Below are 25148 nucleotides of genomic sequence, written 5' to 3' on the forward strand. Positions count from 1 at the left end.
GGGTCAGCCGGCCGCCGCCAGCGGGTCGCTCCCGATCTTGGACAGCAGGATCACCGCCTGGGTGCGGCTGTCGACGCCAAGCTTCTGCAGAATGGCCGAGACATGCGCCTTGATCGTCGCTTCGGAGACACCGAGCTCGTAGGCGATCTGCTTGTTGAGCAGACCTTCCGCCAGCATGCCGAGCACGCGCGTCTGCTGCGGCGTCAGCGTCTGCAGCCGCTTGATCAGATCGGATATCTCGGGATCGCGCTCGACGCCGAGATCGATGCCGGTGGGCGCAGCGATGTCGCCGGCAAGCACCGACTGCACAGCGCTGCGGATCTCCTCCATGCTGGCCGATTTGGAGATGAAACCCGAAGCGCCAAGGTCGAGCGCGCGCCGGATGGTCACCGGGTCGTCATGTGCCGACACCACTACCAGCGGCACAGTCGGATGGATGCCGCGCAGCGAGATCAGACCGGAAAGGCCGCTAGCGCCTGGCATCGACAGGTCGAGCAGCACCAGATCGACGTCCTCATTGGCCACGACCAGCGCCTTGGCGCTTTCGAAATCGCCGGCCTCGTGAATGCCGGCGACGTCGCCGATGCCGGCAAGCGCCTCTCTCAGCGCACCGCGAAAAAGCGGATGATCGTCAGCGATGACGAAAGTATAGCCTGACGGCACATGGCCCTCCCCGAATCCCATTGATGATTGTCTGCTTCTTGCGGGATCAGTCGAACGATTATGCGGCGATATCAGCCGTTTTCAAGCGGCAAGCCGGTGCGCCGGGCTTCCCCGGTGAACGGTGCTCAGGTTTTTTGCGAATTGGGCTTGGCGCCATCCTCGCCGCTGTCCTTTTCCATGTCCTTGACGATGCCCATGAAGCCGCGCAGGAAGCGCTCCATGTAGCTCATCGTCTTGTTGAAATCCTCCTCGCTGGGCAATGTCGACTCAAAGCGGGCGGCAAGCGAGTTCTCGAGCTTGACGACGCGCTGGTCGAGCGCCTTCACCGAATTTTGCAGCCGGTCGATCTCGTCTTGGAAGGCGGCGCGTTCATCGGCCGCCATCTTGCAGACGAGCTGGCCGGAACGCTCCTCACAGATCGACATCGCACCGGTCTGCGTGTCCATGCGGACATAGCCGGTGGCCGACTTTTCCAACCGGTAGCGGTCGGCTTCCTCGGAAAAGGCCGATGCCGCGACGAGCGAGACGAGGGCTGCAGGGATCAAGACGTGCTGCGGACGCATATTGTTTGTCCTCCATAGGCCAGTAAGCGCGATCTTATCGCATGTTTGCGCCGGAAATGGGGAAGAACCCTGGCCTTTACCTTGACGCAGGTTCCTGTCGGAAAACCGTGTGACACTTTTCCGGAACCTGCTTGCCTCTTCCCCGTACGATTGGTTCGGACTATAGCGCAACCATGTCTCAGCTTATCTACAAGATAGTGCCTGAACCGCTGTGGCGCGAGGCCGAAAGAAATCGCCGCTTCACCGGCGCGCCGATCGATGTCGCCGACGGCTTCATTCATTTTTCCACCGCCGGCCAGGCCAAGGAAACCGCGGCAAAACACTTTGCCGGCCAGACCGGGCTGCTGCTGGTCGCCGTCGATGACGCCAGACTGGGTGATGCGCTGAAATACGAGGTCTCGCGCGGTGGTGCGCTGTTCCCGCATCTTTACGGCCCGCTCGACCTCAACGCCGTCGTCTGGGTGCAACCATTGCCGCTCGGCACCGATGGCCGGCACCAATTCCCGACGCTGGAGGCCGAATGAGCGTGCTCGACCGGCTCGGCCAGAGGTTCCTGTTCGCATTCGATCCGGAAGCCGCCCACGGCCTGTCGATCGCGGCGCTGAAATGCGGGCTGCCGATAGGCGGGAGACCCGTGCGCGACGACAGGCTGAAAGTCAGCGTCTGCGACATCGATTTCCCCAATCCGCTCGGCATGGCCGCCGGCTACGACAAGAACGCCGAGGTTCCCGATGCGCTGCTTGGCCTTGGCTTCGGCTTTGCCGAGGTCGGCACGATCACGCCGCTGCCGCAGGCCGGCAACCCGAAGCCGCGCATTTTCCGGCTGACATACGACGAAGCGGTGATCAACCGGCTGGGCTTCAACAACGAGGGTCACGCGGCCGCCGAACAACGGCTTGCCGCCCGCAAGGGCCGCGCCGGGATCGTCGGCGTCAATGTCGGCGCCAACAAGGACAGCACCGACCGCGTCGGTGACTATGAACGCGGCGTTGCCAGGTTTGCGCCACACGCCAGCTATCTGACGGTCAACATCTCCTCGCCGAACACGCCGGGCCTGCGCAACATGCAGGCGCGTGAACAGCTTGGCGAGTTGCTGTCGCGCGTCATGGCCGCACGTGCGGCAGCGGCCGCGCAGCCGCCCATCTTTCTGAAGATCGCGCCGGACCTGGTCGAGGCCGAGCTGGAGGATATCGCCGCCGAGGTCACCGAGAAAGCAATAGACGGCGTCATCGTCTCCAACACCACCATCGCGCGGCCGGGGCTGCGCAGCGCCGATCTTGCCGGCGAGACCGGCGGGCTTTCGGGAAAACCGCTGTTCGAGCGCTCGACCATCGTGCTGGCAAAGATGCGCAAACTGCTTGGCCCGGACCCCGCCATCATCGGCGTCGGCGGCGTCGATTCCGCGGAGACGGCACTCGAAAAGATCCGCGCCGGCGCCGATCTCGTCCAGATCTATACCGGCATGATCTATGCCGGGCCGGCACTGCCGGGCCGCATTGTTGCGGGTATGGTCCGGTTCGCCGACATGCAACGGCTCAAATCACTGCGCGAGTTGCGCGATACCAGCCTCGACCGATGGGCATCCAAGCCGCTCTAACCCGAAGTCGCTCTAAAAAGCACCTGCCGCTCATGCCCCTGCAGATCGTTCATCATCCCGACTACGACGCCGGCTTCGCCGTCAACCATCGTTTTCCGATGAGCAAATACAAGCTGCTGATGGAAGCCTTGGGCGCGCGCGGACTGGCCAGCCCCGCCGCGCTCAATGTGCCCGAACCGGCGCCGGCATCATGGCTGGAGCTTGCCCATGCCGCCGGCTATGTCGACCAGGTGCTGGCCTGCGAAGTGCCAGAAAAAATCGAACGCGAGATCGGCTTTCCGGTAGGCCCACGCGTCTCGCTCAGGGCGCAGCTCGCAACGGGTGGCACAGTGCTGGCGGCGCGGCTGGCGTTGCTGAACGGTATCGCCTGCAATACCGCCGGCGGCAGCCATCATGCGCGGCGCGCGCAAGGCGCCGGCTTCTGCACCTTCAACGATGTTGCGGTGGCTTCACTGGTGCTGCTTGCCGAAGCCGTCGCCGGCAATATCCTGATCGTCGATCTCGACGTGCATCAGGGTGACGGCACGGCCGACATTTTGGGCGCTGAACGGCGCGTTTTCACCTTTTCCATGCATGGCGATCGTAACTATCCGACGCGCAAGATCGCTTCCGACCTCGATATCGCCCTGCCCGACGGCATCGGCGATGCGGCCTATCTCGAAAGGCTGGGCGGCATGCTGCCGGAACTCACCGCCAGGGCGCGCTGGGACATTGTTTTCTACAATGCCGGGGTCGACGTTCATGCCGAGGACCGGCTCGGCAGGTTGTCGCTGTCGAACGACGGGCTGCGTGCGCGCGACGACATGGTGATCCGTCATTTCCGCGCGCTCGGCATCCCGGTCTGCGGCGTTATCGGCGGCGGCTATTCGACTGACGTGGCGGCTCTGGCCGCGCGCCACGCCATCCTGTTCGAAACGGCCTCAGGCTTCGCCTGACGGCCTTCGGTTCGGCGTCTGCTCTATTTCCGGTAGTTGGCGATCCTGAGCAGGATGAAGGCTGGAATGACGATCGCCGCACCCAGCAGGATGTAGCCGAGGAAACGGTCAATAGCGCGGAAGCCCAGGTTCCAGAGATCGACGAAGACATTGCGGATGCCGTAGAGCACATCCATCGGCGACCAGCCGAAAGCGTTCATGACAAGGCCGACTAGGAACGACAGCACCAGCAGCTTCAGGAGCACCCGGAGCGGCGTGTCGCCGAGAAAGCGCGTCAGTGCGGACAAGGCGTGTCTCCAGATTCGGTTGCCCCGATTCGGGCACAGCTCCAGAAATACGCACTTGGCCGCCCGGCATCAAGGCGATCGCTTAGTAGCTGCGGTCGGCGCTTTGCCGAATTGTGCTCTTGACACCTATGTTGCAGTGCAGCAAAATTGAGCGACAGAGGGTAACCAGTTGATATCGAACTGCCAGACTCATCGCCCGGTGATGGACGGACTGCGCTGCCTCACCGTGACTTGCGAGCACAGGGCTTCTTGAATGAAGTACAGGCGCGATATCGATGGTCTTCGGGCCGTTGCGGTACTGCCGGTCGTACTCTTCCATTTCGGCATCTCGGCAATTCCAGGCGGCTTTACCGGCGTTGATATCTTCTTCGTCATATCTGGCTATCTGATCACCGGAAGCCTGCTGGACGACCTTGAACGCGGCCAGTTTTCGATCGTCAGCTTCTACTGGCGCCGCGCCCGGCGCATTCTGCCGGCGCTGATCTTTGTCACGCTTCTCACCTGCGTTGCGGCCCTGTTCATTCTTCTGCCGTCGGATATGCATGAATTCAGTCTCAGCGTCATAGCGGCTTCGACTTTCTGGTCGAACATCTATTTCTGGAAAACGTCAAATTACTTCTCCATCGATGCCGAGCTCCGACCGCTGTTGCACACCTGGTCGCTTTCGGTCGAGGAGCAGTACTATATCTTTGCCCCGATCCTGATGTTCCTGATCTACCGCTTTTTTGCCAAACGCTGGCTGACGATACTCCTGCCGATCATCCTCGGCAGTTTCGTGCTGGCGGTCATGGCGACGTGGCTGGCGCCAAACGCGGGATTCTACCTGCTGCCGACACGGATCTGGGAACTCATGCTGGGCGCCGTGCTCATGCTGAAACGCCCCCCGCCCCTGAGCAGCCGGTTTCTTATGGAACTGCTCGGATTGGCCGGATTTGGCCTTCTCGCCATCGGGTTCTTTGCGATCTCGGAGAGCGATCCGTTCCCGGGCTACAACGCCTTGTATCCCTGCGTCGGAACGGTCCTGCTTATCTATGTTGGCCAAAACAGCCCCTCGACGATCGCCAGCCGCATACTAGAAGTCCGGCCGCTGGTCTGGATCGGCCTCATCTCCTATTCGCTGTATCTTGTTCACTGGCCGATCAATGCGTTCGCGCACTATCTCTCACTAGAAGAATTCGACCCGTCGATGACCGTTGCGTTGACGGTAGCAAGCCTCGCGCTGGCTGCGTTTTCCTGGAAGTACGTCGAGCAGCCGTTTCGGCAGAAAAGGAGCTTCACCGCCCCGGCGCCCATCTTCGCCTTTTCAGCGGGCGCAATCGCTGTTCTTTGCCTTGGCGGGGCGGCGGGGGCGCTCGGCAACGGCTTTCCGCAACGCTTTCCAGACTATGTCCAACAGCGGATTCCTGTCGGGGACTGGGGCAATGGCGCCTGTTTCAACGAGGGCTTCAGCCGGATCGAAAACTGGAATATCGAGGATTGCACGCGCACACGCGGCTTCCCTACAACCGTTTTGTTGTGGGGTGACTCGTTCGCCGCCCACTATGTTCCAGGCCTGGACGCCAACATAAATCAACTCCGGGCCAATATCGTGGAATACACTTACGCGGGCTGTCCCCCGATTCTCTCCTACTTCTCCTATGGACGCCCGGATTGCATGCGGTTCAATCAGCAAGCCCTGAAGATTATCCAGGACGCTGGCATCAAGACGGTCGTGCTCAGCGGTCGGTGGACCGATTACGAGGCCAGAAGTTTCGACGGTCTCCAGCAAACGATCGATACCGTTCGTGGTCTGGGTGTGCGTGTGTTTGTCATCGGCCAGTCCCCGCAGTTCATAACCGATGTTCGGAAAATCGCGTTCTTCGCAAAGCGCGAAAATCTCGATGATACGTCCTGGCCAATGGCCATGGATCCCGACATCAACAACCGTGTGCGCGCATTTGCCAAAGGCGCCACCTTCATCGATCCGCTGAATTTCCTCTGCAGCGCCGGACGCTGCTCCTACGCCGACGCAGGCCAGTTCCTCTATTTCGATTACGGCCATTTTTCTACCGTCGGGGCCACGCTGGCCATTTCGAAATACTGGCCGGCCTTTGCCACAGACGATGCCGTTGCCACGACGGAGTAACAGTCGGCCCGCTGGCAAGGCACGAGTGCACACGAGTGCACGCATAACGATTGCCCGAATGCCGGCTTGCGTGGTAACGAGGCTGCTGCGCGGGTATGATGTAATGGTAGCTTGTCAGCTTCCCAAGCTGAACGCGCGGGTTCGATTCCCGCTACCCGCTCCAGCTTGCCCAGTCGGCCCGGCCGGCGCCGCACCTCACAGGACCACATGATCAGGTGAGCGGCAAACATCAGCCGGATAGAACATAACGTGATTCTAATAAGAGGCGGCAACAAAAGACGCTGATCCGCGTTTGCGCTTGATCTGAAGGCCAGCCAGGGAGGAACCCAAATGGCCGATGACAAGAGCAATAGAGGTTCTGGCGACGGAAACCGCGTCGCGCGCGACCAAGACTATGAATTCCGCTATTTCGCTACCAAGTTCGGCCTCTCAATACCGCAGATCCGGGAGCTTTTTGGCAAGCACGGCAATGATCGCGAGACCCTGTATCGGGAGGCTCGGAAGCTCGGAAACGCCGTGACCACACAAGAACGGATCTCGAACGACGACCGAACGTTTCACAACCAGGGCCGCCCATGACCGGCAAGCGACATAGCCAAGAAGTCGAACATGAGAGCGACCTTTTCTATCTGTGTCCGACAGGCGGCCAAGTCGTAGATGCTCGGGACCTGCGGCATGTCAATTGGCACGAGCCGCTGGAACTCGATGCCTGATCTGCTCAAAAGGCACCGCGATGTTCGGCAAAGACCTCCTGGTTCACATGCTCGACCGCCGCGACACCCTGCCGCCAGACGAGATCGCGCTCATTGAGGCTCTTCCGGTTCGGCCGGTAACTTTCGGACCCGATGAGGAGATCGTCAGGGAGGGATCCCGCCCCACCGAAAGCTGCCTTGTCGCGAATGGGTTCGCAGTTCGAAACCAGGCTATTCGGGAAGGAAAGCGTCAAATAACGGCAATTCACGTGCCGGGAGACTTTGTCGATCTGCATAGTTTACTGCTAAAAGTGATGGACCACAGCGTGAGCGCGCTGGGTTCGTGCGATGTAGTTTTCATTCGACACAAAGACCTGCTTACAGCAATGGGTGGAAGTCCACATCTCACCCGGATGCTCTGGCTTTCGACGACTATTGACGCCTCGATCCAAAGGACTTGGATAACCTGCCTCGGGCGTCGCTCCGCCAAACAGCATCTCGCACATATACTTTGCGAGTTGTATGTCCGATTAGAGATAGTCGGATTGGCCTCTGACCAGAAGTTCGCTATTCCACTGACGCAAGCGGAAATGGGGGACGTTCTTGGTCTATCTGTAGTTCACGTGAATCGGACACTGCAGGAGCTTCGAGCGAAGGACCTGGTTATCTGGAAAGACCGGAGGATTGTTATCCTTGATTTCCAGCGATTGGCCTTACTGGCCGACTTTGATACGACTTACCTAAATCTCTTCCATGAGCCACGGTGACCGCCCTCGGCCAAGACGCGTCGGCGCACTGATGCGGCATCAAGATTTCTCGTCAAATAAACAATGTGAATGAGCCGTCGCTCCGGATCGATTACGGCTGGGTTCAATTGGCACAGTTGACGTCAAAGAAGGATTGCACATGCGTGAGCTCGAAAATCTCATCGAACAGTATGTAAACAGTCGGAGGCGGCGCCATAGTTTCATATCGACGGGGCTCGCCGTTAAGGCGCTCAAACAGATCGTACCGGCATGTTCGGTCTCAGATTCCGACCTGGCGAACATGATTGCCAATCGTGCAATAGACTACAACCTTCCGGTGAGCTTTGACCTTAATGAGAGCTAGGCGTGGCGCGTCATTATGCAGTCCGACCATGAGCCTTCCGAGGCCTACGAAACGGTCAAGGAAGAGGCCGACCGGCAAGGCTCGGGTGGAGATGCCGGCACGCTAGCAGGCAAGGTCGAGGAAGCCATTCGCGATCGTTTGCCGGGGTCGTCGGACGGGTCTTCAGCCACCTCGTAGCTCGCCACCGGCCTGAAGGTCAGGTCCATAGGACGTCATCCGGCATCGTCTCCGGCGCGCGCCCGGGCCTTGCGAGAGCAGGTGGCGGGCCAGTCCGCTTTGCTACGGGGCAAGCTCGTCGACGGCGCGGGCGATCTCGTCCTTGAACTCGACTTTCGTGCCCGGCTGCACCATGGAGCCGAGATCTTCGACATCCCAATTGGTCAATCGGATGCAGCCATGCGAGAAGGTCGTGCCGATCTTGCCAGGTTCGGGCGAGCCGTGGATGCCGTAGCTTTCGATGGAGAGATCGATCCATACCGATCCCACGGGATTGTTCGGCCCGGCAGCGATGGTGAAGGGACGCTTGCTCTTGACTCCCTTGAAAGCGAAGTCCGGATCGTAGTGATAGGTGGGGTTGCGCACCACGCGCTTGACCTCCGCCATGCCGCTTGGCGCCGGGTTTTCATCGCTGCCGATCGAGGCGGGGTAGACTGCGAGCCATTTGCCGGAAGGATCGAGCACGCGCACCAGGCGAGCGCCCTTGTCGACCTCAATGCCGGCAACGGCCGCGGGAGGATCGCCGCGGCCAACATCAGGCACGATCAAGGTCTTGCCAGGATTCCTGAAGCCGACGCCCGGATTGAGCATCCTGAGCAACTTTTCGCTGACATGGAAGCGCTCCGCCAGCTTCTCCACCGCGTTGCGATAGGCGAGCCGCCGCAGACGGGCCATCCTCTCCATGCGAGCCGGAATACGCCTGGTGAAAGGTCCGCGCAAATCTTTGCGCGTCACCTCATAGGTGACCAGAACCGGGTCGGCGGAGGTCGCCGTGAGCTTGCTCCAGGTCTCCGCAGTGAGCTTGCCATCGGATCGGAGTCCGTTCGCCTGCTGAAAGGCGCCGACTGCCTTGGCGAAGTTCTCTGAGAGGCGACCATCGATCAGCCCCGGCGAGAAGCGGGCGCGATCCAAGAGAATCTGCGCCTTGAGCAGCGTCGGATCGTTCGGTTCACCGGCGGTGAATTGGGCCTGATTAACGGTCGCCAGGTCCAGCTTGGCCGAACGCGCCCCGCCGCACGCGAAGGCAAGCAACGCGGCGAAGACGAGGAGAAGCCTGATCATAGATAGCCTCCCTGGGGACCTGCACAGGAGCCCGCTTCTATGACGCGGCACGGCCCTGTGTGGTTCCTTCGCTCGAGCGATATTCTGATTGAAGCGACATGGCCGAAGAGCCGTAGCTGCGATAGCCAGGCAATGGATTGCTTGATTAAACGCCGTCAGCCCACCTCTCGCAAAATGAAGTCGTGCAGCATCTTGGCCGCCGGCGACAGCACGCGATTTTTTACGGTGATCAGACTGTAAGGCCTGACCTCGATGTCGAATTCGGTCTGGACGACGTCGATGGCGCCGGCCAGCCCCTCGGGGTTCTGGATGAATTTCGCCACCTGGATCGACACCGGCGCGATGGCGTCCGACTGCGCGACCATGACCAGGGTGAGCAGCAGCGAGCTGGTGTTGAGGATGCGGTCCGGCAGCGCGATGTTGCGGTTCAGGAAATTGCTCTCCATCGCCTGGCGCAGCGGCGAGCCGCCCGACTGGAAAACCCAGTCATAGGCGGCGGTCTGCTCCAGCCGCACCGCCTTGCCCTTGGCCAGCGGGTGGCCGCGGCGCACAATGAGGCAGGCTTTTTCGACGCCGATGACGCGGGCCTCGAACAGCCGCGGATTGAGGTCCTCGGGGATGCGCGCGATGATGAAATCGTGACGTGTGGCGATCAGTTCGCGCGCCAGCACATTGGAGGTCTCGACCTGCATGGTGATCTCGATACGCGGATAGATGCGCCGGATCTCGCGGATCGCCGGCACGGCGAGCTCGATTGCAGGGGCCGTCACCGCGCCCAGGAACACCGAGCCGCCCTTGCCTGCCTTGAGCTCGGATATCTCGCGGTCGACCTCGCGCATCTCGAGCAGGATCGAACGCGCGCGCCTCGCCAACGCCTTGCCATAGGGCGTCAGCGTGATGCCGCGCGGCAGCCTCTCGCACAGCTTGACGTCGAGCACCGCCTCCATCTCGGCGATCATGCGCGAGGCGGCGGGCTGGGAGATGTTCATGACCTGGGCTGCCGCGCTGACCCGGCCATGGTCGTCGAGGGCTGCGATCATGCGCATGTGGCGCAGACTGAGGCCGCTGCGCAGCAAGGTCTCACTCCTGCCGGGACGTTCCCCATAACCCTCTGAAAGTCCGCCAGAATCCCGTAGCGCCGCCATGATCTCCGTTTGCTCCTCGCTGGTGGCCGGCCGGCAATCCCGGCCCGATCTTTTGGCCACTTTCAATTCTTTTGGCCACTTTCAGTATACCAGTTTGGGTATAGCAACTACCAAAGATCGCATTTGACAGTTATGGCAAAGCGCCACACCTTTGCGCGTCCTGAAACCTGACCGTCGCCAGCGAGAAAAATCGCATCGACCGGAACCAGAGTCTCAGGGCCGATTGGGAGGATACCGGAGATCGATATGGCGGCAGCGGCGCGTTTTGGCGCTCCTGCACGATCGCGCGGCCCACGAAACCCAGGGTGCGCGTCCATCAACCAGGGAGAGTTAATGTGAAGATCATCAAGACACTGGCCGCCGTCGCGGCCCTTAGCATCGCGGCCATGACGGTCCCGGCGCAGGCAGGCGAAGGCCTCATCGGCGTGCTGATGCCGACCAAGACCTCGCAGCGCTGGATCAACGACGGCGACGCCGTCAAGTCCCAGCTCGAGGCTCTGGGCTACACTGTCGACCTGCAATATGCGCAGGACGATATCCCCAATCAGCTCAGCCAGCTCGAAAACGAAATCACCAAGGGCCCAAAGGCGCTGATCATCGCCTCGATCGACGGCACCACCTTGTCGGACGCGCTGCAGAAGGCGGCTGACGCCGGCGTCGTCGTCGTCGCCTATGACCGGCTGATCAAGAAAACCCCGAATGTCGACTACTACACCACGTTCGACAATTTCGGCGTCGGCGTCATCCAGGCGAAATCGCTGCTCAAGGGCCTCGGCTACCCCGAGAACAAGGGGCCGTTCAACGTCGAACTGTTCGGCGGCTCGCCTGACGACAACAACGCCTTCTTCTTCTACGACGGCGCCATGTCCGTTCTGCAGCCGCTGATCGACGACAAGACCCTCGTCGTGAAGTCCGGCCAGATGGGCATGGACAAGGTCGGCACGCTCCGCTGGCTGGCAGCCACCGCCCAGGCCCGCATGGACAATCTGCTCTCCGCCCACTACTCGGATGGCAGCCGCGTCGATGGCGTGCTCTCGCCATATGACGGCCTGTCGCGCGGCATCATCGCCTCGCTGCGCGCCGTTGGTTACGGCACGGCCGATCAGCCATGGCCAATCGTCACCGGCCAGGACGCCGAAACCGCTTCGGTCAAGGCGATCATCGCCGGCGAGCAGTACTCGACCGTGTTCAAGGACACCCGCGAGCTCGCCAAGGCGACGGTCGAGCTCGTCGACAAGGTGCTCTCGGGCGGCAAGCCGGAGGGCCTCGACACCAAGACCTACAACAACGACGTCAAGGTCGTCCCCTCGATCCTGCTGACGCCGCATGATGTCGACAAGTCGAACTACCAGGCCCTGGTGGTCGATTCCGGCTACATCAAGGCCGAAGAGCTGAAGTAACCGCAGACGTAAAACCCGGGGTCCTGCCCAACGCAGGACCCCGCTTCGTCAGTGAACGACCCCGGTATGTTTCCGGACCTCGCAGGAGTGGTATTCCCGATGGCCCAGACGATTTTGGAGATGCGTGACATCACCAAGACGTTTCCCGGCGTCAAGGCGCTTTCGAATGTCAACCTCAGCGTCGAGGAAGGCGAGATCCACGCCGTTGTCGGCGAGAACGGCGCCGGCAAGTCGACACTGATGAAGGTGCTGTCGGGCGTCTATCCAGCCGGCACCTATGATGGCGAAATCGTCTATCGCGGCGATGAGTGCCATTTCAAAGGCATCCACGACAGCGAGCGCCGCGGCATCGTCATCATCCACCAGGAACTCGCGCTGGTGCCGATGCTTTCGATCGCCGAAAACATCTTCCTCGGCAACGAACACGCCAGCTACGGCATCATCGACTGGAACGCCAACGAGACGCGCACCAGCGCTCTGCTCAAGAAGGTGGGCCTCAAGGAAGACCCCAAGACGCTGATTACCAATATCGGCGTCGGCAAGCAGCAACTGGTCGAGATCGCCAAAGCGCTCAGCAAGGAAGTGCAGTTGCTGATCCTCGACGAGCCGACGGCGAGCCTGTCCGAAAAGGACAGCCAGGCGCTGCTCGACCTGCTGCTCGAATTCAAGCGGCAGGGCATCACCTCGATCCTGATCTCGCACAAGCTCAACGAAATCAACCGGGTCGCCGACAAGGTCACGATCATCCGCGACGGGCGGACGATCGAGACGCTGGCGAAGAAGGACATCTCGGAAGACCGCATCATCACCTCGATGGTCGGCCGCTCGCTGGACGACCGCTATCCGTCGCGCGAGCCTGACATCGGTGAGATCGTGCTCCAGGTGAAGAACTGGTCGGTCTATCATCCTATCCATGCCGAGCGGCAAGTGATCAAGGGTATCGATATCGACGTCCGCAAGGGCGAGGTGGTGGGTATCGCCGGGCTGATGGGCGCCGGACGCACCGAATTCGCGATGAGCCTGTTCGGCCGCTCCTATGGCCGCGGCATCACCGGCGAGGTGCTGCTCAAGGGCAAGCCCATCGATGTCTCCTCTGTCAGCAAGGCAGTCGAACACGGCATTGCTTACGTCACCGAAGACCGCAAGACCTACGGTCTCAACCTGATCGATCATATCAAGCACAACATCACGCTGGCCAATCTTCCCGGCGTGTCGCGCCATAGCGTGATCGACGACATGCGCGAGCTCGCCGTCGCCAACGACTACAAGGCCAAGACCAACATCCGCTCGTCCAGCGTTTATCAGATGACCGGCAATCTATCGGGCGGCAATCAGCAGAAGGTGGTGCTGTCGAAATGGCTGTTCGCCAATCCGGAGGTGCTGATCCTCGACGAGCCGACGCGCGGCATCGACGTCGGCGCCAAGTATGAAATCTACACGATCATCGCGCGTCTTGCCTCGGAGGGTAAGGCGATCATCGTCATCTCGTCCGAGATGCCCGAACTGCTCGGCATCACCGACCGTATCTATGTCATGAACGAAGGACGTATCGTCGGCGAAATGGCGGCGAGTGATGCCAGCCAGGAAAAGATCATGCGCGCCATCGTTCGCGGAGAAGGAAAAGCATCATGAGCACCGAAAGCGGTCCCGTCCCGAAAAGCGGCGTCGCCGAAGATGTGCAGCAAGGGCCGCGCATTGCTGTCTCGGCGCTGGTCACCAACCTGCGCGAATACGGCCTGATCCTGGCGCTTATCGCCATCATGGTGTTCTTCCAGTACACGACGTCCGGAACGCTGTTCAAGCCGGTGAACTTGAGCAACCTGGTGCAGCAGAACAGCTTCATCATCGTGATGGCGCTGGGCATGCTGCTGGTGATCGTCTCCGGCCATATCGATCTCAGCGTCGGCTCCGTCGCCGGTTTCATCGGCGCGCTGGCGGCGATGATGATGGTCATCTGGCCTCTCGGCCCTTTCAGCAATCCGCTGGTGGTGTCGATCATCTGCCTGATCGTCGGTGGTTTAATCGGCGCGGCACAAGGCTACTGGATTGCCTATCACCGAATACCGAGCTTCATCGTCACGCTGGCGGGGATGCTGATCTTCCGCGGCATCTGCCAGGCGCTGCTGGGTGGGGGGTCTTCCGTGGGGCCGCTTCCGGTCGGCTTCAAGGCGCTCAGTTCCGGCTTCATTCCCGACGTGATCGGCTCATTGACGCTGATACCGCCGGTGGTGAACGCCGCCGGCAAGACAATCGTCGGCAGCGGCCTGACGCTGCACATGACGACGATCGTGCTCGGCATCGTCGCGGTGGTCGCCTATGCCTATTTCGGGCTCAGGGCACGGCGCAGCCGCGAGCGGCACGGCTACGAAGCCGAGCCCTTCTCGCTGTTCGTCGTCAAGACCCTGGTGACCAGCGCCCTGGCGCTGTTTCTGGTCTACCAATTCGCCACCTACAGGGGCCTGCCAATCGTTCTCGTGGTGATGGGCGTGCTGATTGCGCTGTTCGTCTTCGTCACCAAACGCATGACGGTCGGCCGCCGTATCTACGCAATGGGCGGCAATGCCAAGGCGGCGCAGCTATCGGGTATCAAGACCGAGCGGCTGACCCTGATGGTGTTCATCAATATGGGCGTGCTCTCGGCGCTCGGCGGGCTGATTATTGCGGCGCGCCTTGGCCAGGCGGTGCCGGCGGCCGGCCTCGGCAGCGAACTCGACGTCATCGCCGCTGTGTTCATCGGCGGCGCTTCGGCGATGGGCGGCGTCGGTCAGGTTGTTGGCGCGGTGGTCGGCGGTTTCATCATGGGCGTCATGAACAACGGCATGTCGATCATGGGCGTCAATGTCGATTGGCAACAGGTGGTCAAAGGCTTGGTGCTGCTCGGCGCCGTGGTCTTCGACGTCTACAACAAGAACAAGGCTTGAGGGCGAGGGAACTCATGCATGTCGCCAAACGTGTGCAGCGTGTTGGGACAACGGCACGCATGAAAGCAAGGATCAAAGCGGGCCCGTTTTCAAACGCGGCGCGCTTTTAGGAGGCACGGGTCACATCGCGGCGCTGCCGGGCGACGCAAGGAAGTCCCCCTAGGGGACCGGGCCCGCGAGCGCAATCCGGACGAAGAATTTCACCCGTGGCGCGGACACCGTCCGAGCTGCGCCAGGAAAAGCTTGCCAGACCGGCAGGCCGGCCAAGGCAATTGAGAGAGGGTACGTCATGCTGATTTCCCAGATCCTCGACGAGGCGGAGACCATCCGCGTCGTCGCCCGCAACGGCGGCAAGACCAGAATCATCAACGGCGCCCGCAGCGTCTATTCGCTGGCGATGGAGGCCGCGCGCACCGGCACCGGGCTTGTCGCCCTCATCGAGCGCAAGGGTTTTGGTGAAGCGGTCGACCTCGATGCCGCCTACAAGAAGGGGCGACTATTGTCGCCGATCAACCATCCCGACCCGGCGCATCTCCACCTCACCGGCACCGGGCTGACACATCTCGGCTCCGCCGCGACCCGCGATTCCATGCACAAGAAGCTCAGCAGCGACGGCGAGGAGCAGCTCACCGATTCCATGAAGATGTTCCGCATGGGGCTGGAGGGCGGCAAGCCGGCCAAGGGCCAGACCGGCGTGCAGCCGGAATGGTTCTACAAGGGCAACGGCACCATGGCAGTGGCGCCCGGTGCGGCACTTCTGTCGCCCGCCTTCGCCGAGGATGCCGGCGAGGAGCCGGAAGTCGCCGGCATCTATGTTATCGGCGACGACGGCGCCCCGTTTCGCGTCGGCTTCACGCTGTCAAACGAATTTTCCGATCACGTCACCGAGCGCGTGAACTATCTTTTCCTCGCGCATTCCAAGCTGCGCAACGCTTCGTTCGGACCGGAGATCCTGATCGGCGAGCTGCCGTCCGACGTCAGGGGTTCCTCGCGCATCCTCCGCGACGGCCAGCTGCTGTGGGAAAAACCGTTCCTGTCGGGCGAGGCGAACATGTCGCACACCATCGCCAATCTCGAACATCACCACTTCAAATATTCGGCCTTCCGCCAGCCGGGCGACGTGCATGTGCACATGTTCGGCACCGCGACACTGTCCTTCGCCGACGGCGTCAGAACCGAGGCCGGCGATGTCTTCGAGATCGAGGCCAAGGATTTCGGCCTGCCGCTGCGCAACCCACTGGAAATCGAGCAGCCGGTGAAGGTGGCGGTGAAGGCGCTTTGACGGCGTGATCTCCCCCCTTGAGGGGGAGATCACGCCGAGGGCGACAGAGGGGGTCGTCTCGCGTGGAGCGCCAGCCCCCTGCGTCTGCGATAAAGAGAGCCAGGCCCGGCCGGACCGACCCCCTCTGGCCTGCCGGCCATCTCCCCCTCAAGGGGGGAGATTGGCAGCTTCGACCTCTCAATAAATATCGAAGTCGAAATATTTGGCCTGGATCTTCTTGTAGGTGCCGTCTGCGACGATCGCGTCGATTGCGGCGTTGAGCTTTTCGCGCAGCGCATTGTCTTCCTGGCGCACGGCGATACCGGCTTCGGTCTCCGTGCCCTTGACGTCGCCGACCATCTTGCAGCAGTCGTCGCTCGACTTCTTCATCCAGTCCATCAGCACGAATTTGTCTGAAAGGACGGCATCGAGACGGCCGTTCATCAGATCGGCGACCGCCTCCTCCTGGGTTGGATAGAGCTTCGCCTCGGCGCCGGCCTTGCCATAGACATCCTGGGCATAGTCGGCCTGGGTGGTCGAAGCCTGGGCGCCGACTGTCTTGCCGGCGAGTGCCGCCGGTTCGGTCGAGGCAATATCGCTGTCCTTCAAGGCCACCAGCGAAAGCGGCGTCGTATAGTATTTGTTGGTGAAGGAGACCTGCTTCTTGCGCTCCTCGGTAATGCTCATGGACGCGATGATGGCGTCGAATTTTTTGGCCTGGAGCGCCGGGATCATGCCGTCCCAGTCCTGCGTGACAAGTTCGCATTCGACCTTCATCTGAGCGCAAAGCGCATTGGCGATGTCGATGTCGAAGCCGACGAGCTTGCCATCCGCGGTGATGGTGTTGAACGGCGGATAGGCGCCTTCAGTGGCAATCTTCAACTTTTCCTGTGCTTGCGCCGACAGGGACCCGACTGACATCGCCAGCATGACGGCTGTTGCTGCCGATGCGATCCATCTTGAAATCTGCATTTTTTGTTCCCCTTGTTCCAACCGTATTGACGGCTAAGACAGCCAAGCACGACCCGTAAGGTCAGGCAAGCATGGTCTGATCATAGCGGGCGATCAGCGCGCGGCGCGAAAATGCTTGGACAGTTTCAGGCCCTGCGCCTGATAGTTCGAGCCGAGATCTGTGCCGTAGAGCGCCTGCGGCCGCTTCAGCATGTGCTCGTAGACCAGCCGTCCGACGATCTGGCCGTGGTCGAGGATGAACGGCACTTCGTGGCTGCGCACTTCGAGCACGGCCCGGCTGCCGGTGCCGCCCGAGGCCGAATGGCCGAAACCCGGATCGAAGAAACCGGCATAGTGGACGCGGAATTCGCCGACCAGCGGATCGAAGGGCGTCATCTCGGCGGCATAGAGCGGCGGCACATGCACCGCTTCCTGGCTGACGAGGATATAAAATTCGTCCGGATCGAGCACCAGTTCGCCGGCGCCGCTCTTGTAGAGCGGGTCCCAGAAATCGAGGACATCCTGCGCGGCGCGCTTGTCGACATCGACCAGGCCGGTGTGGTGCTTGCCGCGGTAGCCGACCAGCCCGTCCTTGTCGCCATCGAGGTCGATCGACAGTGCGATGCCGCCGCCGGAAATGTTCGGCGGCTCGGTGGCGACGAGCGTCTCGGCACGGTGCAATTCATGCAGCTCGCTTTCCGACAAAAGCGCGTTGCCGGTGCGGAACCGGATCTGCGACAGCCGCGAGCCGGCGCGGACGACGATCGGAAAGGTGCGCGGGCTGACTTCGAGATAGAGCGGGCCGTTGTAGCCGGCAGCGATCTTGTCGAACTCGTGGCCGCGATCGGTCATCACGCGGGTGAAGATGTCGAGCCGCCCGGTCGAGCTTTTTGGGTTGGCCGAAGCGGAAATGTTTGCCGGAAGCGCCAGGCTCTCGAGCAGCGGCACGATATAGACGCAGCCCGTCTCCAGCACCGCACCATCGGTGAGATTGATTTCGTGCAGCTTCAGGCGGTCGAGTTTTTCAGCAACCCTGTAGTTGGGGCCGGGCAGGAAGGAGGCGCGCACCCTCCAGGCCTTGTCGCCAAGCCTGAGGTCCAGGCTGGCCGGCTGGACCTGGTCGGCGTCGAGCGCGCGCGGCGACTTCAGCGCGCCCGACTGGTACAGCGCGGAAATATCCTGATCCGGAAGAATGCCTGTCTGCCGCAAAGTCTGGCTCCGCTCGAAGGCCGGGCGTGGTCTCGTCTTGTCGCAGGATCCGCCGTGGAACCCGCTGGTACAAACCTCTTAATCATGCCGGCAATTGACGCAAGCGCGGTGCAGGTCTAAAGGATCGTTATCCCGTGGTGATTTGGCCGGTCGGCTTGCAGCCACGTTAAATAAGTCGCTAAAGGACCGTCGGGCCGAAAGGCCGTACGACCGGTTGCGACTTTCGCGGCCGGTTTTTTTGTGTTTGGACCATTTTTTGTGTTTGGAACAAGGTGATGACGAGCAAAACGCGCAACTGGAAGCCTCAGACCGCCCTCGTGCATGCAGGAACGCTGCGTTCCGGCTTCGGCGAAACCTCCGAGGCGATGTATCTCACGCAAGGCTATGTCTACGACACGGCGCAGGCGGCGGAAGCCCGCTTCAAGGGCGAGGAACCGGGCTTCATCTATTCGCGCTATGCCAATCCGACGGTCGACATGTTCGAGAAGCGCATGTGTGCGTTGGAAGGTGCCGAAGATGCCCGCGCCACCGCATCCGGCATGGCGGCGGTGACGGCGGCGTTGCTGTGCAGTGCCCGGGCCGGCGACCACATCGTGGCGGCGCGCGCGCTGTTCGGCTCCTGTCGCTGGGTGGTCGAGACGCTGGCGCCGAACTACGGCATCGAGGCGACGCTGGTCGACGGCACCGACATCGCCAATTGGGAAAAGGCGGTCAGGCCCAACACCAAGTTGTTCTTCCTTGAAAGCCCGACCAATCCAACGCTGGAGGTCGTCGACATCGCAGCCGTAGCCTCGCTTGCCGATTCGATCGGCGCGCGGCTGATCGTCGACAACGTCTTTGCCACGCCCTTGCAGCAGAAGCCGTTGCAACTCGGCGCCCATATCGTCGTCTATTCGGCGACCAAGCACATCGATGGCCAGGGGCGCTGCCTCGGCGGCATCATCCTGTCGGACAAGAAGTGGATCGACGAGAATTTGCACGACTACTTCCGCCACACCGGTCCCAGCCTCTCGCCCTTCAATGCCTGGACGCTGCTGAAGGGCCTGGAGACGCTGCCGCTGCGCGTGCGCCAGCAGACGGAAAGTGCCGGCCGGATCGCGGACTTCCTCGCCGAGCGATCGGAAATTGTCCGCGTCATCTATCCCGGCCGCGCCGATCACCCGCAGGCGGCGATCGTCAAGAAGCAGATGTCGGGCGGCTCGACGCTGATCTGCCTCGACGTCAAGGGAGGCAAGCAGGCGGCCTTCGCCTTCCAGAACGCGCTCGATGTCGTGCTGATCTCCAACAATCTCGGTGACGCCAAGAGCCTGATCACCCATCCGGCGACGACGACACACAAGAATCTGAGCGACGAGGCGCGGGCCGAACTTGGCATCGGGCCAGGCACGCTCAGGCTGTCCGTCGGACTGGAGGACACTGACGACCTGCTCGAAGACATCGAGCAGGCCTTGAAAGCCGCCAGGTAGGGATACGCGCCGAACTGCTGCGCTCTGATCTGGCAAAGCAGGCGCGGTCAGGCGCCCGACGGCGTCTCTTCCAATTCCGCAACGGCGCTGGTTTGGATGGTCATCGTGTTGCCGCGCCAGTCGACGGCACCGCTGAGCCAGCCGCGCACCCAGATGGCGGGAAGCATCACGTCCCGCGCAACCATCGCCGGGATCATGCGCAGCGACAGGTGCCAGCCCTTGGCCGAGGCGAGAGCGCATTCCGGCAGATAGGCGACTATCAGCACGGCGATGGCGGTAGCCGGCAGGCTGAAACCGGCGCCTGCTGCCGCAACCAGCGCCAGCACCAGCGGCGGCGCCGCTCCGATCAGGATCTCGGGCGCGAAAAACAGTGGGAAGGTGACGCGACGCAGGCGTGCCCAGCGGGCCTGGCGCGACCAGATTTCGCCAAATGTGCGCAAGCCGAGCGGCTGTTCGAAGGGCGCGGCAACGAGATTGACGCGCAGTCCGAGCCCGTTGACAAGCTTGGTCGCGGCGGCATCCTCGGCAATCTCGGCGGCAAGCGCACGGATGCCGCCATTGGCGTCGAGCAATGGCTTGTTCCACAGCATGCTCTTGCCCTGGGCGAAACCGAGGCCGAGCGCCTCGCCGGTATATTGCCAGCGCGCCTGCAGCGTGTTGAGGAAAGCGCATTCGACCTCCGCCCAGAACCCGTCCGGCCGCGAGCCGATCGGCGTCGAGCAGACGAGGCCAGTGTCCTGCCGCCATGCCGTCATCAGATGCTGGACATAGTCCCTCGGCATCAGGACGTTGGAATCGGCAAGGATGACCCAGTGGTGGCGCGCGGCCTCCCAGGCCTTCACGCAATTGTTGAGTTTCGGATTGCCGCTGATGCGGTCGTCGCCGACCAGCAGCCGGGCCGGCACGGCCGGAAAGCGGGCGATCGCATCGGTGATCGGCCCGACCACCGGGTCGTCGGCATGGGCGACGCAGAAGATGAGCTCATAGTGCGGCCAGTCGAGAGAGAAGGCGCGCTCGAGCGTCTCCTCGGTAAACGGCTCGACGCCGCGCGACGGCACGACGATCGACACCGGCGGCGCCTTGGCGGCTGGCGGCGTGATCCTGCCAGGCCGCTTCAGCTTCAACGAAGCGAGCAGGATGCTGGCGAGATTGACAACAAGCAGAGCTATGGAAAGCAAGGCGGCTGTGACTGTCAATTCCATCAATATCTGGTCGCTCCAGAAAAAACCGGCCGCATGAAAGCCGTTTTCAACAGTTCGACAGAATGCTGAGTCGCCCGGCCCTGCACACCATCCCCAGCCCTGCACACCATCATTGTCACGTGTCACTTAAATGACATTGTTGTTCGGCACCTGCGCTTAACAAATTCGGGCAACGATGGCAGACACCGAGGGGACGCACCCCGCTGACCGAACTGCGGAGAGGGTCGAATGTTCCGTCTTCATAGTGTGGAGTGATTTATGTACAGCGCCGTCACGCGCGACATCGAAGTGCAGGTCAGGCCGTTCTATCTGGAAGATCGCTCCGACCCGTCGGAGAACCGCTATGTCTGGGGCTACCAGGTGACCATCGACAACCAGTCGGATGAATTCGTGCAGCTTCTGTCGCGCTACTGGCAGATCACCGACGGCACCGGCCGGGTCGAGGAGGTGCGCGGCGCCGGCGTTGTCGGCGACCAGCCTGAACTCAATCCCGGCGATAGTTATCAGTATACGTCTGGCTGCCCACTCTCGACGCCATCCGGCATCATGGTCGGCCACTACACGATGCGCAATAAGCGGGGTGAGACGTTCGACGTCGCCATCCCCGCCTTTTCGCTCGACCTGCCGGGCACGCGGCGGACGGTGAACTGAGAGAGATAGATGGCCGGAAGGTCGTGCTGCCCCTCATCCGCCTGCCGGCACCTTCTCCCCGTATAGTGAACGGGGAAAAGGGAACCCATCTATCAACTGGACAACCTGTCGCAACGCTGGCGCCCCCTCTCCCCGTTCTTCACGGGGAGAGGGTAGGGTAAGGGTGAGGGGCCGGGCCAACGCTTCGTCGGTGATTTCAATTCTATTGAGCCGCAGCAAATTCCGCCGGGTCGAAGTCATATTGCTTCGAGCAGAATTCGCAGGCGACGTGAATGCCGCCATCCTCGGTGCTGTCCCTGATCTCGTCGGCGGAGAAGCCTCCGAGAATGCCGCGGATCTTCTCCCTGGAGCATGAGCACTGGTCGGCTACCGGCACGCCGCCGAAGACGCGCACGCCGTGCTCGTGGAACAGCCGGTAAAGCAACCGCTCGGCGCCGATCGTCGGGTCGATCAGTTCCGTCGGCTCGATGGTGCCAAGCAACGCCAGCAGTTCCTGCCAGGAATTGTCGGCCGGATCATGGATCTCCTCGCGCGGATCGCCGTCGCCACCCGGAAGGTCGGGCACGCGCATGCGTTCGGGCGATTGCGGCAGGAACTGTGCCAGTATGCCACCGGCGCGCCATTGCTCGCGGGCACCGCCGATGCCGGGCGTCAACAGCTTGGCCACCGAAAGCCTGAGATCGGTCGGGATCTGCTCCGACTGCCGGAAATAGGTGCGGGCGGCCTCCTCCAGCGTCTCGCCGTCAAGTTGGACGATGCCCTGATAGCGCTGCGTGTGGGCGCCCTGGTCGATAGTCAGCGCCAGGACACCGCTGCCGAGCAGCGTCCGCTGCGAGGTCTCGCCGGCAGACGTCAGTGCCTCCAGCCGATCGGCGTCGAAGCGGGCATAGGCGCGCAGCGCATGCGGCGTGGAAAAATCCGCCACCAGCATGTCGACCGGCCCGTCGGTGCGGGTCTGCAGGATGAACTTGCCTTCGAATTTGAGCGAAGTGCCGAGCAGCACCGTCAGCACGCAAGCTTCCGCCAGAAGGCGGGCGACCGGCTCGGGATAGTCATGCCGGCCGAGGATCGCGTCGAGCATCGGCCCGAGCTGGACGGTACGGCCGCGCACGTCGAGCGGGCCGACCTCGAAGGGCACGACATGATCGTCGCCGGCGTAGCCGAATTCGCCGAGTTTGGGTTGATGTTCAGCCAATTGACGGGTTTCCAACATGACAAAGCTCCGGGGCGCGGCGATGCTGCCCTCCGGGGCGCATGCGTCGAAACGCGCTCGATTTGCGTGATGCGCCTGAGATAGGCATCACGCACTCCCGGATCAAGGCGGCCGGGATCAAGGCGGCCCGGATCACGGTGACCAGGATCACGGCAGCCCGGATCAAGCGCCGAGGCACCAAGCCAAAACCGCCTTCTGGGCGTGGAGCCGGTTCTCGGCCTCGTCGAACACCACCGAATGCGGCCCGTCGATGACTTCGTCGGTGACCTCCTCGCCGCGATGCGCCGGCAGGCAGTGCATGAACAACGCGTCGGGCTTTGCCTTCGCCATCAGTGCCGCATTGACCTGATAGGGTGAGAAGACATTGTGGCCGCGAGCACGGTGCTCTTGGCCCATCGACACCCAGCAATCGGTAACGACACAGTCGGCCTCGTGGACGGCCTCCTCGGGCGAGCGGGTGAAGTTCAACTTGCCGCCATGCGCCCTCGACCAGTCGACATGCTTCTGCGCCGGCTCGCTGCCTTCCGGCACGGCGACGTTGAGGTTGAAGCGGAACCGCGCCGAGGCCTCCAGCAGTGAATGCAGCACGTTGTTGCCGTCGCCGGTCCAGGCGATGGTCTTGCCGGCGACCGGGCCGCGATGCTCCTCGAAGGTCATGATGTCGGCCATCAGCTGGCAGGGATGGGTATCGTCGGTCAACCCGTTGATGACGGGGACGGTGGCGTTCTCGGTCAGCTCCAGCAGCCGATCATGCGACGTGGTGCGGATCATGATCGCATCGACATAGCGCGACAGCACCTTGGCCGTGTCGGCGATGGTTTCGGAGCGGCCGAGCTGCATCTCGGCGCCGGTCAGCATGATGGTCTCGCCGCCGAGCTGGCGCATGCCGACGTCGAAGGACACGCGCGTGCGCGTCGACGGCTTGTCGAAGATCATCGCCAGCACCTTGCCTTCAAGCGGTTTTGTCCGCTCGCCAGCCTTGAGCCTTGCCTTTCGCACGACGGCATCGTCCAGCATAAGGCGCAGATCGCCCTCGGAAACGGCGGAAAGATCGGTGAAATGGCGAAGGCTCATGTGGGTCTTCCGACTGTTATTTCGCCGCAGCCGCGGCGATGGCGTCCGACAGGCCCCGGGCGCCGGCGCGGATGCGGTCGAGCGCCGCATGGATCTCGGCGTCGGTGACGGTGAGCGGCGGCAGCAGGCGAAGAACGTTGTCGCCGGCCGGAACCGCCAGCAGATGCTGGTCGCGCAACGCCATGTTCACCTTGGTGTTGGGCGCGGCGCATTTCAGGCCGAGCATCAGGCCGCTGCCTCTGATGTCTTCGATGACATCGGGAAATTCGTCGGCGACACCCGCCAGCCCCTGCTTCAGCAGCAACGCCTTGCGCTGCACATCCTCCAGAAAACCGTCTGCCAGCACGACGTCGAGCACGGCGTTGCCGACCGCCATCGCCAGCGGATTGCCGCCGAAAGTGGTGCCGTGCACGCCGGCGGTCATGCCGACAGCGGCCTCGTCGGTGGCGAGGCAGGCGCCCACCGGGAAGCCGCCGCCGATGCCCTTGGCGACCGCCATGATGTCGGGCGTGACGCCAGCCCATTCATGCGCGAACAGTTTTCCGGTGCGGCCGATGCCGCACTGGACCTCGTCGAAGATCAGCAGCAGATCATGCTGTTCGCAGAGCTGCCTCAGCCGCTTCAGCGACTGCGTCGGCACCGGGCGGATACCGCCCTCGCCCTGCACCGGCTCGATCAGGATCGCGGCGGTCTCTGATGTGATCGCCTTTTCGGCGGCGTCGATGTCGTCGAAGCCGACCTGGTCGAAACCTTCGACCTTGGGGCCGAAACCTTCCAGGTATTTATACTGGCCGCCGGCGGCGATGGTCGCCAGCGTGCGGCCATGAAAGGCGCCTTCGAAGGTGATAATGCGAAAGCGCTCGGGATGGCCCTTGACGAAATGGTAGCGCCGCGCCGTCTTGATGGCGCATTCCAGCGCCTCGGCGCCGGAATTGGTGAAGAACACCTTGTCGGCGAAGGTGGCGTCGGCCAGCCGCTCGCCCAGACGGCTCTGCCCCGGAATCTCGTACAGGTTGGAGACATGCCAGAGCTTGGCCGCCTGCTCGGTGAGTGCCGAGACCAGATGCGGATGGCTGTGGCCCAGCGAATTCACGGCAACGCCGCCGCCAAAATCGAGATACCGCTCGCCCTTGTCGGTGACCAGCCAAGTGCCTTCCCCATGGTCGAAGGCCAGGGGTGCGCGGGTAAAGGTCTCGAAAAGCGCCGAACCGCTCATTATATGCGTCTCCGGAACCGGAAAATCAAAAAGCCGCCAAAGCGGCGGCCTGTGCGGCTTATCGTGTTTTTCGGCCATGAAGTCAACGAAAACGTCGCGCAAGGACGCGCGGCAAGCTTTCCAGCGAGACGCCGGCTCATCAGCGACCGGGCAAGTTGGGGAAAACCGAAAAAACCGATTCGTGTTGGC

Annotated in this window: 25 protein-coding genes, 1 tRNA gene and 1 riboswitch; of the genes, 15 read left to right on the forward strand and 11 right to left on the reverse strand. The window is 62.1% G+C overall.

Annotated features, from left to right (window positions below; genetic code table 11):
* Positions 1-3: 3 nt before the first annotated feature.
* Complete coding sequence (locus AC0L2M_RS21205; RefSeq protein WP_023803301.1) at positions 4-663, reverse strand: response regulator transcription factor; 660 nt, start codon at positions 661-663, stop codon at positions 4-6.
* Positions 664-788: 125 nt separating this feature from the next.
* On the reverse strand, positions 789-1226 hold the full coding sequence (locus AC0L2M_RS21210; protein ID WP_128169125.1) for a hypothetical protein: 438 nt from the start codon (positions 1224-1226) through the stop codon (positions 789-791).
* Positions 1227-1399: 173 nt separating this feature from the next.
* Here AC0L2M_RS21210 and AC0L2M_RS21215 point away from each other — a divergent pair, with 173 nt between their 5' ends.
* From AC0L2M_RS21215 to AC0L2M_RS21225, 3 genes are read left to right on the forward strand one after another with little or no spacing between them, the layout of a single operon-like run.
* The gene (locus AC0L2M_RS21215; protein ID WP_128247553.1) at positions 1400-1750 is read left to right on the forward strand and encodes a DUF952 domain-containing protein; all 351 of its coding nucleotides are present in this window, start codon (positions 1400-1402) and stop codon (positions 1748-1750) included.
* Positions 1747-2823: a quinone-dependent dihydroorotate dehydrogenase gene (locus AC0L2M_RS21220; RefSeq protein WP_473535803.1), complete on the forward strand. Its 1077-nt coding sequence runs from the start codon at positions 1747-1749 to the stop codon at positions 2821-2823. The genes AC0L2M_RS21215 and AC0L2M_RS21220 overlap by 4 nt, the downstream gene beginning before the upstream one ends.
* A 32-nt stretch (positions 2824-2855) precedes the next feature.
* Positions 2856-3758 (forward strand): histone deacetylase family protein, encoded by a 903-nt coding sequence (locus tag AC0L2M_RS21225; RefSeq protein WP_473535804.1) that lies wholly within the window; start codon positions 2856-2858, stop codon positions 3756-3758.
* A 23-nt stretch (positions 3759-3781) separates the two neighbouring features.
* On the opposite strand, the gene AC0L2M_RS21230 is transcribed toward AC0L2M_RS21225, so the two are convergent.
* Positions 3782-4045, reverse strand: a complete 264-nt coding sequence (locus tag AC0L2M_RS21230) for a DUF6460 domain-containing protein (RefSeq protein WP_027155530.1) — start codon at positions 4043-4045, stop codon at positions 3782-3784.
* 253 nt (positions 4046-4298) lie between these two features.
* Here AC0L2M_RS21230 and AC0L2M_RS21235 point away from each other — a divergent pair, with 253 nt between their 5' ends.
* From AC0L2M_RS21235 to AC0L2M_RS21260, 6 genes are all read left to right on the forward strand, one after another.
* Entirely contained in the window at positions 4299-6170 is a 1872-nt protein-coding gene (locus AC0L2M_RS21235) for an acyltransferase family protein (RefSeq protein ID WP_473535805.1), read from the forward strand.
* A gap of 89 nt (positions 6171-6259) precedes the next feature.
* Positions 6260-6333 (forward strand) — tRNA-Gly (locus AC0L2M_RS21240).
* Positions 6334-6500: 167 nt separating this feature from the next.
* Entirely contained in the window at positions 6501-6749 is a 249-nt protein-coding gene (locus AC0L2M_RS21245) for a DUF3606 domain-containing protein (protein WP_023802203.1), read from the forward strand.
* Between the two features lie 181 nt (positions 6750-6930).
* Positions 6931-7629 carry a Crp/Fnr family transcriptional regulator gene (locus AC0L2M_RS21250; RefSeq protein ID WP_287176373.1) on the forward strand — a complete coding sequence of 233 codons (699 nt, stop codon included), beginning with the start codon at positions 6931-6933 and terminating at the stop codon, positions 7627-7629.
* A 139-nt stretch (positions 7630-7768) separates the two neighbouring features.
* Positions 7769-7972 (forward strand): hypothetical protein, encoded by a 204-nt coding sequence (locus AC0L2M_RS21255; protein ID WP_051407927.1) that lies wholly within the window; start codon positions 7769-7771, stop codon positions 7970-7972.
* A gap of 15 nt (positions 7973-7987) precedes the next feature.
* Positions 7988-8149, forward strand: coding sequence for a hypothetical protein (locus tag AC0L2M_RS21260; RefSeq protein ID WP_473535806.1), 162 nt, complete (start codon positions 7988-7990; stop codon positions 8147-8149).
* Positions 8150-8251: 102 nt separating this feature from the next.
* Here AC0L2M_RS21260 and AC0L2M_RS21265 read toward each other — a convergent pair whose 3' ends face one another.
* Together AC0L2M_RS21265 and AC0L2M_RS21270 are read right to left on the reverse strand one after the other, a co-directional pair.
* Complete coding sequence (locus AC0L2M_RS21265) at positions 8252-9250, reverse strand: L,D-transpeptidase family protein (RefSeq protein WP_473535807.1); 999 nt, start codon at positions 9248-9250, stop codon at positions 8252-8254.
* A 155-nt stretch (positions 9251-9405) separates the two neighbouring features.
* On the reverse strand, positions 9406-10395 hold the full coding sequence (locus AC0L2M_RS21270; RefSeq protein WP_473535872.1) for a LysR family transcriptional regulator: 990 nt from the start codon (positions 10393-10395) through the stop codon (positions 9406-9408).
* A gap of 335 nt (positions 10396-10730) precedes the next feature.
* Here AC0L2M_RS21270 and chvE point away from each other — a divergent pair, with 335 nt between their 5' ends.
* The 4 genes from chvE (at position 10731) to araD1 (ending at position 15998) form a co-directional block, all read left to right on the forward strand.
* Positions 10731-11795, forward strand: a complete 1065-nt coding sequence (gene chvE, locus AC0L2M_RS21275) for a multiple monosaccharide ABC transporter substrate-binding protein (protein WP_023802196.1) — start codon at positions 10731-10733, stop codon at positions 11793-11795.
* Between the two features lie 99 nt (positions 11796-11894).
* Positions 11895-13427: a multiple monosaccharide ABC transporter ATP-binding protein gene (mmsA, locus tag AC0L2M_RS21280; RefSeq protein ID WP_473535808.1), complete on the forward strand. Its 1533-nt coding sequence runs from the start codon at positions 11895-11897 to the stop codon at positions 13425-13427.
* Complete coding sequence (gene mmsB, locus AC0L2M_RS21285; protein ID WP_128177935.1) at positions 13424-14716, forward strand: multiple monosaccharide ABC transporter permease; 1293 nt, start codon at positions 13424-13426, stop codon at positions 14714-14716. Before mmsA ends, mmsB begins: the two co-directional genes overlap by 4 nt.
* A 289-nt stretch (positions 14717-15005) precedes the next feature.
* On the forward strand, positions 15006-15998 hold the full coding sequence (gene araD1, locus AC0L2M_RS21290; RefSeq protein ID WP_473535809.1) for an AraD1 family protein: 993 nt from the start codon (positions 15006-15008) through the stop codon (positions 15996-15998).
* A 177-nt stretch (positions 15999-16175) separates the two neighbouring features.
* On the opposite strand, the gene AC0L2M_RS21295 is transcribed toward araD1, so the two are convergent.
* Together AC0L2M_RS21295 and AC0L2M_RS21300 are read right to left on the reverse strand one after the other, a co-directional pair.
* Positions 16176-16949, reverse strand: coding sequence for an ABC transporter substrate-binding protein (locus AC0L2M_RS21295; RefSeq protein ID WP_473535810.1), 774 nt, complete (start codon positions 16947-16949; stop codon positions 16176-16178).
* Between the two features lie 93 nt (positions 16950-17042).
* Positions 17043-18137 (reverse strand): 2'-deoxycytidine 5'-triphosphate deaminase, encoded by a 1095-nt coding sequence (locus AC0L2M_RS21300; RefSeq protein ID WP_473535811.1) that lies wholly within the window; start codon positions 18135-18137, stop codon positions 17043-17045.
* A 124-nt stretch (positions 18138-18261) separates the two neighbouring features.
* Positions 18262-18339, forward strand: a riboswitch (SAM riboswitch).
* A gap of 73 nt (positions 18340-18412) precedes the next feature.
* Between AC0L2M_RS21300 and AC0L2M_RS21305 the strand changes: the two genes are divergently transcribed.
* A complete protein-coding gene (locus AC0L2M_RS21305; RefSeq protein ID WP_473535812.1) occupies positions 18413-19603 on the forward strand; it encodes an O-succinylhomoserine sulfhydrylase in 1191 nt (396 codons plus the stop codon).
* Positions 19604-19650: 47 nt separating this feature from the next.
* On the opposite strand, the gene AC0L2M_RS21310 is transcribed toward AC0L2M_RS21305, so the two are convergent.
* Positions 19651-20805: a ceramide glucosyltransferase gene (locus tag AC0L2M_RS21310; RefSeq protein WP_023802188.1), complete on the reverse strand. Its 1155-nt coding sequence runs from the start codon at positions 20803-20805 to the stop codon at positions 19651-19653.
* Positions 20806-21063: 258 nt separating this feature from the next.
* Here AC0L2M_RS21310 and apaG point away from each other — a divergent pair, with 258 nt between their 5' ends.
* Entirely contained in the window at positions 21064-21456 is a 393-nt protein-coding gene (gene apaG, locus AC0L2M_RS21315; protein WP_023802187.1) for a Co2+/Mg2+ efflux protein ApaG, read from the forward strand.
* Positions 21457-21658: 202 nt separating this feature from the next.
* Here apaG and AC0L2M_RS21320 read toward each other — a convergent pair whose 3' ends face one another.
* The 3 genes from AC0L2M_RS21320 to AC0L2M_RS21330 all read right to left on the reverse strand — a co-directional run bounded on the left by AC0L2M_RS21320 (position 21659) and on the right by AC0L2M_RS21330 (position 24959).
* Positions 21659-22669 (reverse strand): Hsp33 family molecular chaperone, encoded by a 1011-nt coding sequence (locus tag AC0L2M_RS21320; protein ID WP_023802186.1) that lies wholly within the window; start codon positions 22667-22669, stop codon positions 21659-21661.
* Between the two features lie 162 nt (positions 22670-22831).
* Positions 22832-23743: an ornithine carbamoyltransferase gene (gene argF / locus AC0L2M_RS21325; RefSeq protein WP_027155178.1), complete on the reverse strand. Its 912-nt coding sequence runs from the start codon at positions 23741-23743 to the stop codon at positions 22832-22834.
* Between the two features lie 16 nt (positions 23744-23759).
* Positions 23760-24959, reverse strand: coding sequence for an aspartate aminotransferase family protein (locus AC0L2M_RS21330; RefSeq protein WP_287345646.1), 1200 nt, complete (start codon positions 24957-24959; stop codon positions 23760-23762).
* Between the last annotated feature and the right edge of the window lie 189 nt (positions 24960-25148).

It is taken from the genome of Mesorhizobium sp. WSM4806 (assembly GCF_055811635.1).

Bases quoted from the DNA above. Each gene is read 5' to 3' on its own strand.
- AC0L2M_RS21210 (WP_128169125.1), bottom strand. From the start codon at position 1,226: ATGCGTCCGCAGCACGTCTTGATCCCTGCAGCCCTCGTCTCGCTCGTC.
- AC0L2M_RS21215 (WP_128247553.1), top strand. From the start codon at position 1,400: ATGTCTCAGCTTATCTACAAGATAGTGCCTGAACCGCTGTGGCGCGAG.
- AC0L2M_RS21220 (WP_473535803.1), top strand. From the start codon at position 1,747: ATGAGCGTGCTCGACCGGCTCGGCCAGAGGTTCCTGTTCGCATTCGAT.
- AC0L2M_RS21225 (WP_473535804.1), top strand. From the start codon at position 2,856: ATGCCCCTGCAGATCGTTCATCATCCCGACTACGACGCCGGCTTCGCC.
- AC0L2M_RS21235 (WP_473535805.1), top strand. From the start codon at position 4,299: ATGAAGTACAGGCGCGATATCGATGGTCTTCGGGCCGTTGCGGTACTG.
- AC0L2M_RS21245 (WP_023802203.1), top strand. From the start codon at position 6,501: ATGGCCGATGACAAGAGCAATAGAGGTTCTGGCGACGGAAACCGCGTC.
- AC0L2M_RS21250 (WP_287176373.1), top strand. From the start codon at position 6,931: ATGCTCGACCGCCGCGACACCCTGCCGCCAGACGAGATCGCGCTCATT.
- AC0L2M_RS21255 (WP_051407927.1), top strand. From the start codon at position 7,769: ATGCGTGAGCTCGAAAATCTCATCGAACAGTATGTAAACAGTCGGAGG.
- AC0L2M_RS21260 (WP_473535806.1), top strand. From the start codon at position 7,988: ATGCAGTCCGACCATGAGCCTTCCGAGGCCTACGAAACGGTCAAGGAA.
- AC0L2M_RS21265 (WP_473535807.1), bottom strand. From the start codon at position 9,250: ATGATCAGGCTTCTCCTCGTCTTCGCCGCGTTGCTTGCCTTCGCGTGC.
- AC0L2M_RS21270 (WP_473535872.1), bottom strand. From the start codon at position 10,395: ATGGCGGCGCTACGGGATTCTGGCGGACTTTCAGAGGGTTATGGGGAA.
- mmsA (WP_473535808.1), top strand. From the start codon at position 11,895: ATGGCCCAGACGATTTTGGAGATGCGTGACATCACCAAGACGTTTCCC.
- mmsB (WP_128177935.1), top strand. From the start codon at position 13,424: ATGAGCACCGAAAGCGGTCCCGTCCCGAAAAGCGGCGTCGCCGAAGAT.
- araD1 (WP_473535809.1), top strand. From the start codon at position 15,006: ATGCTGATTTCCCAGATCCTCGACGAGGCGGAGACCATCCGCGTCGTC.
- AC0L2M_RS21295 (WP_473535810.1), bottom strand. From the start codon at position 16,949: ATGCAGATTTCAAGATGGATCGCATCGGCAGCAACAGCCGTCATGCTG.
- AC0L2M_RS21305 (WP_473535812.1), top strand. From the start codon at position 18,413: ATGACGAGCAAAACGCGCAACTGGAAGCCTCAGACCGCCCTCGTGCAT.
- AC0L2M_RS21310 (WP_023802188.1), bottom strand. From the start codon at position 20,805: ATGGAATTGACAGTCACAGCCGCCTTGCTTTCCATAGCTCTGCTTGTT.
- apaG (WP_023802187.1), top strand. From the start codon at position 21,064: ATGTACAGCGCCGTCACGCGCGACATCGAAGTGCAGGTCAGGCCGTTC.
- AC0L2M_RS21320 (WP_023802186.1), bottom strand. From the start codon at position 22,669: ATGTTGGAAACCCGTCAATTGGCTGAACATCAACCCAAACTCGGCGAA.
- argF (WP_027155178.1), bottom strand. From the start codon at position 23,743: ATGAGCCTTCGCCATTTCACCGATCTTTCCGCCGTTTCCGAGGGCGAT.
- AC0L2M_RS21330 (WP_287345646.1), bottom strand. From the start codon at position 24,959: ATGAGCGGTTCGGCGCTTTTCGAGACCTTTACCCGCGCACCCCTGGCC.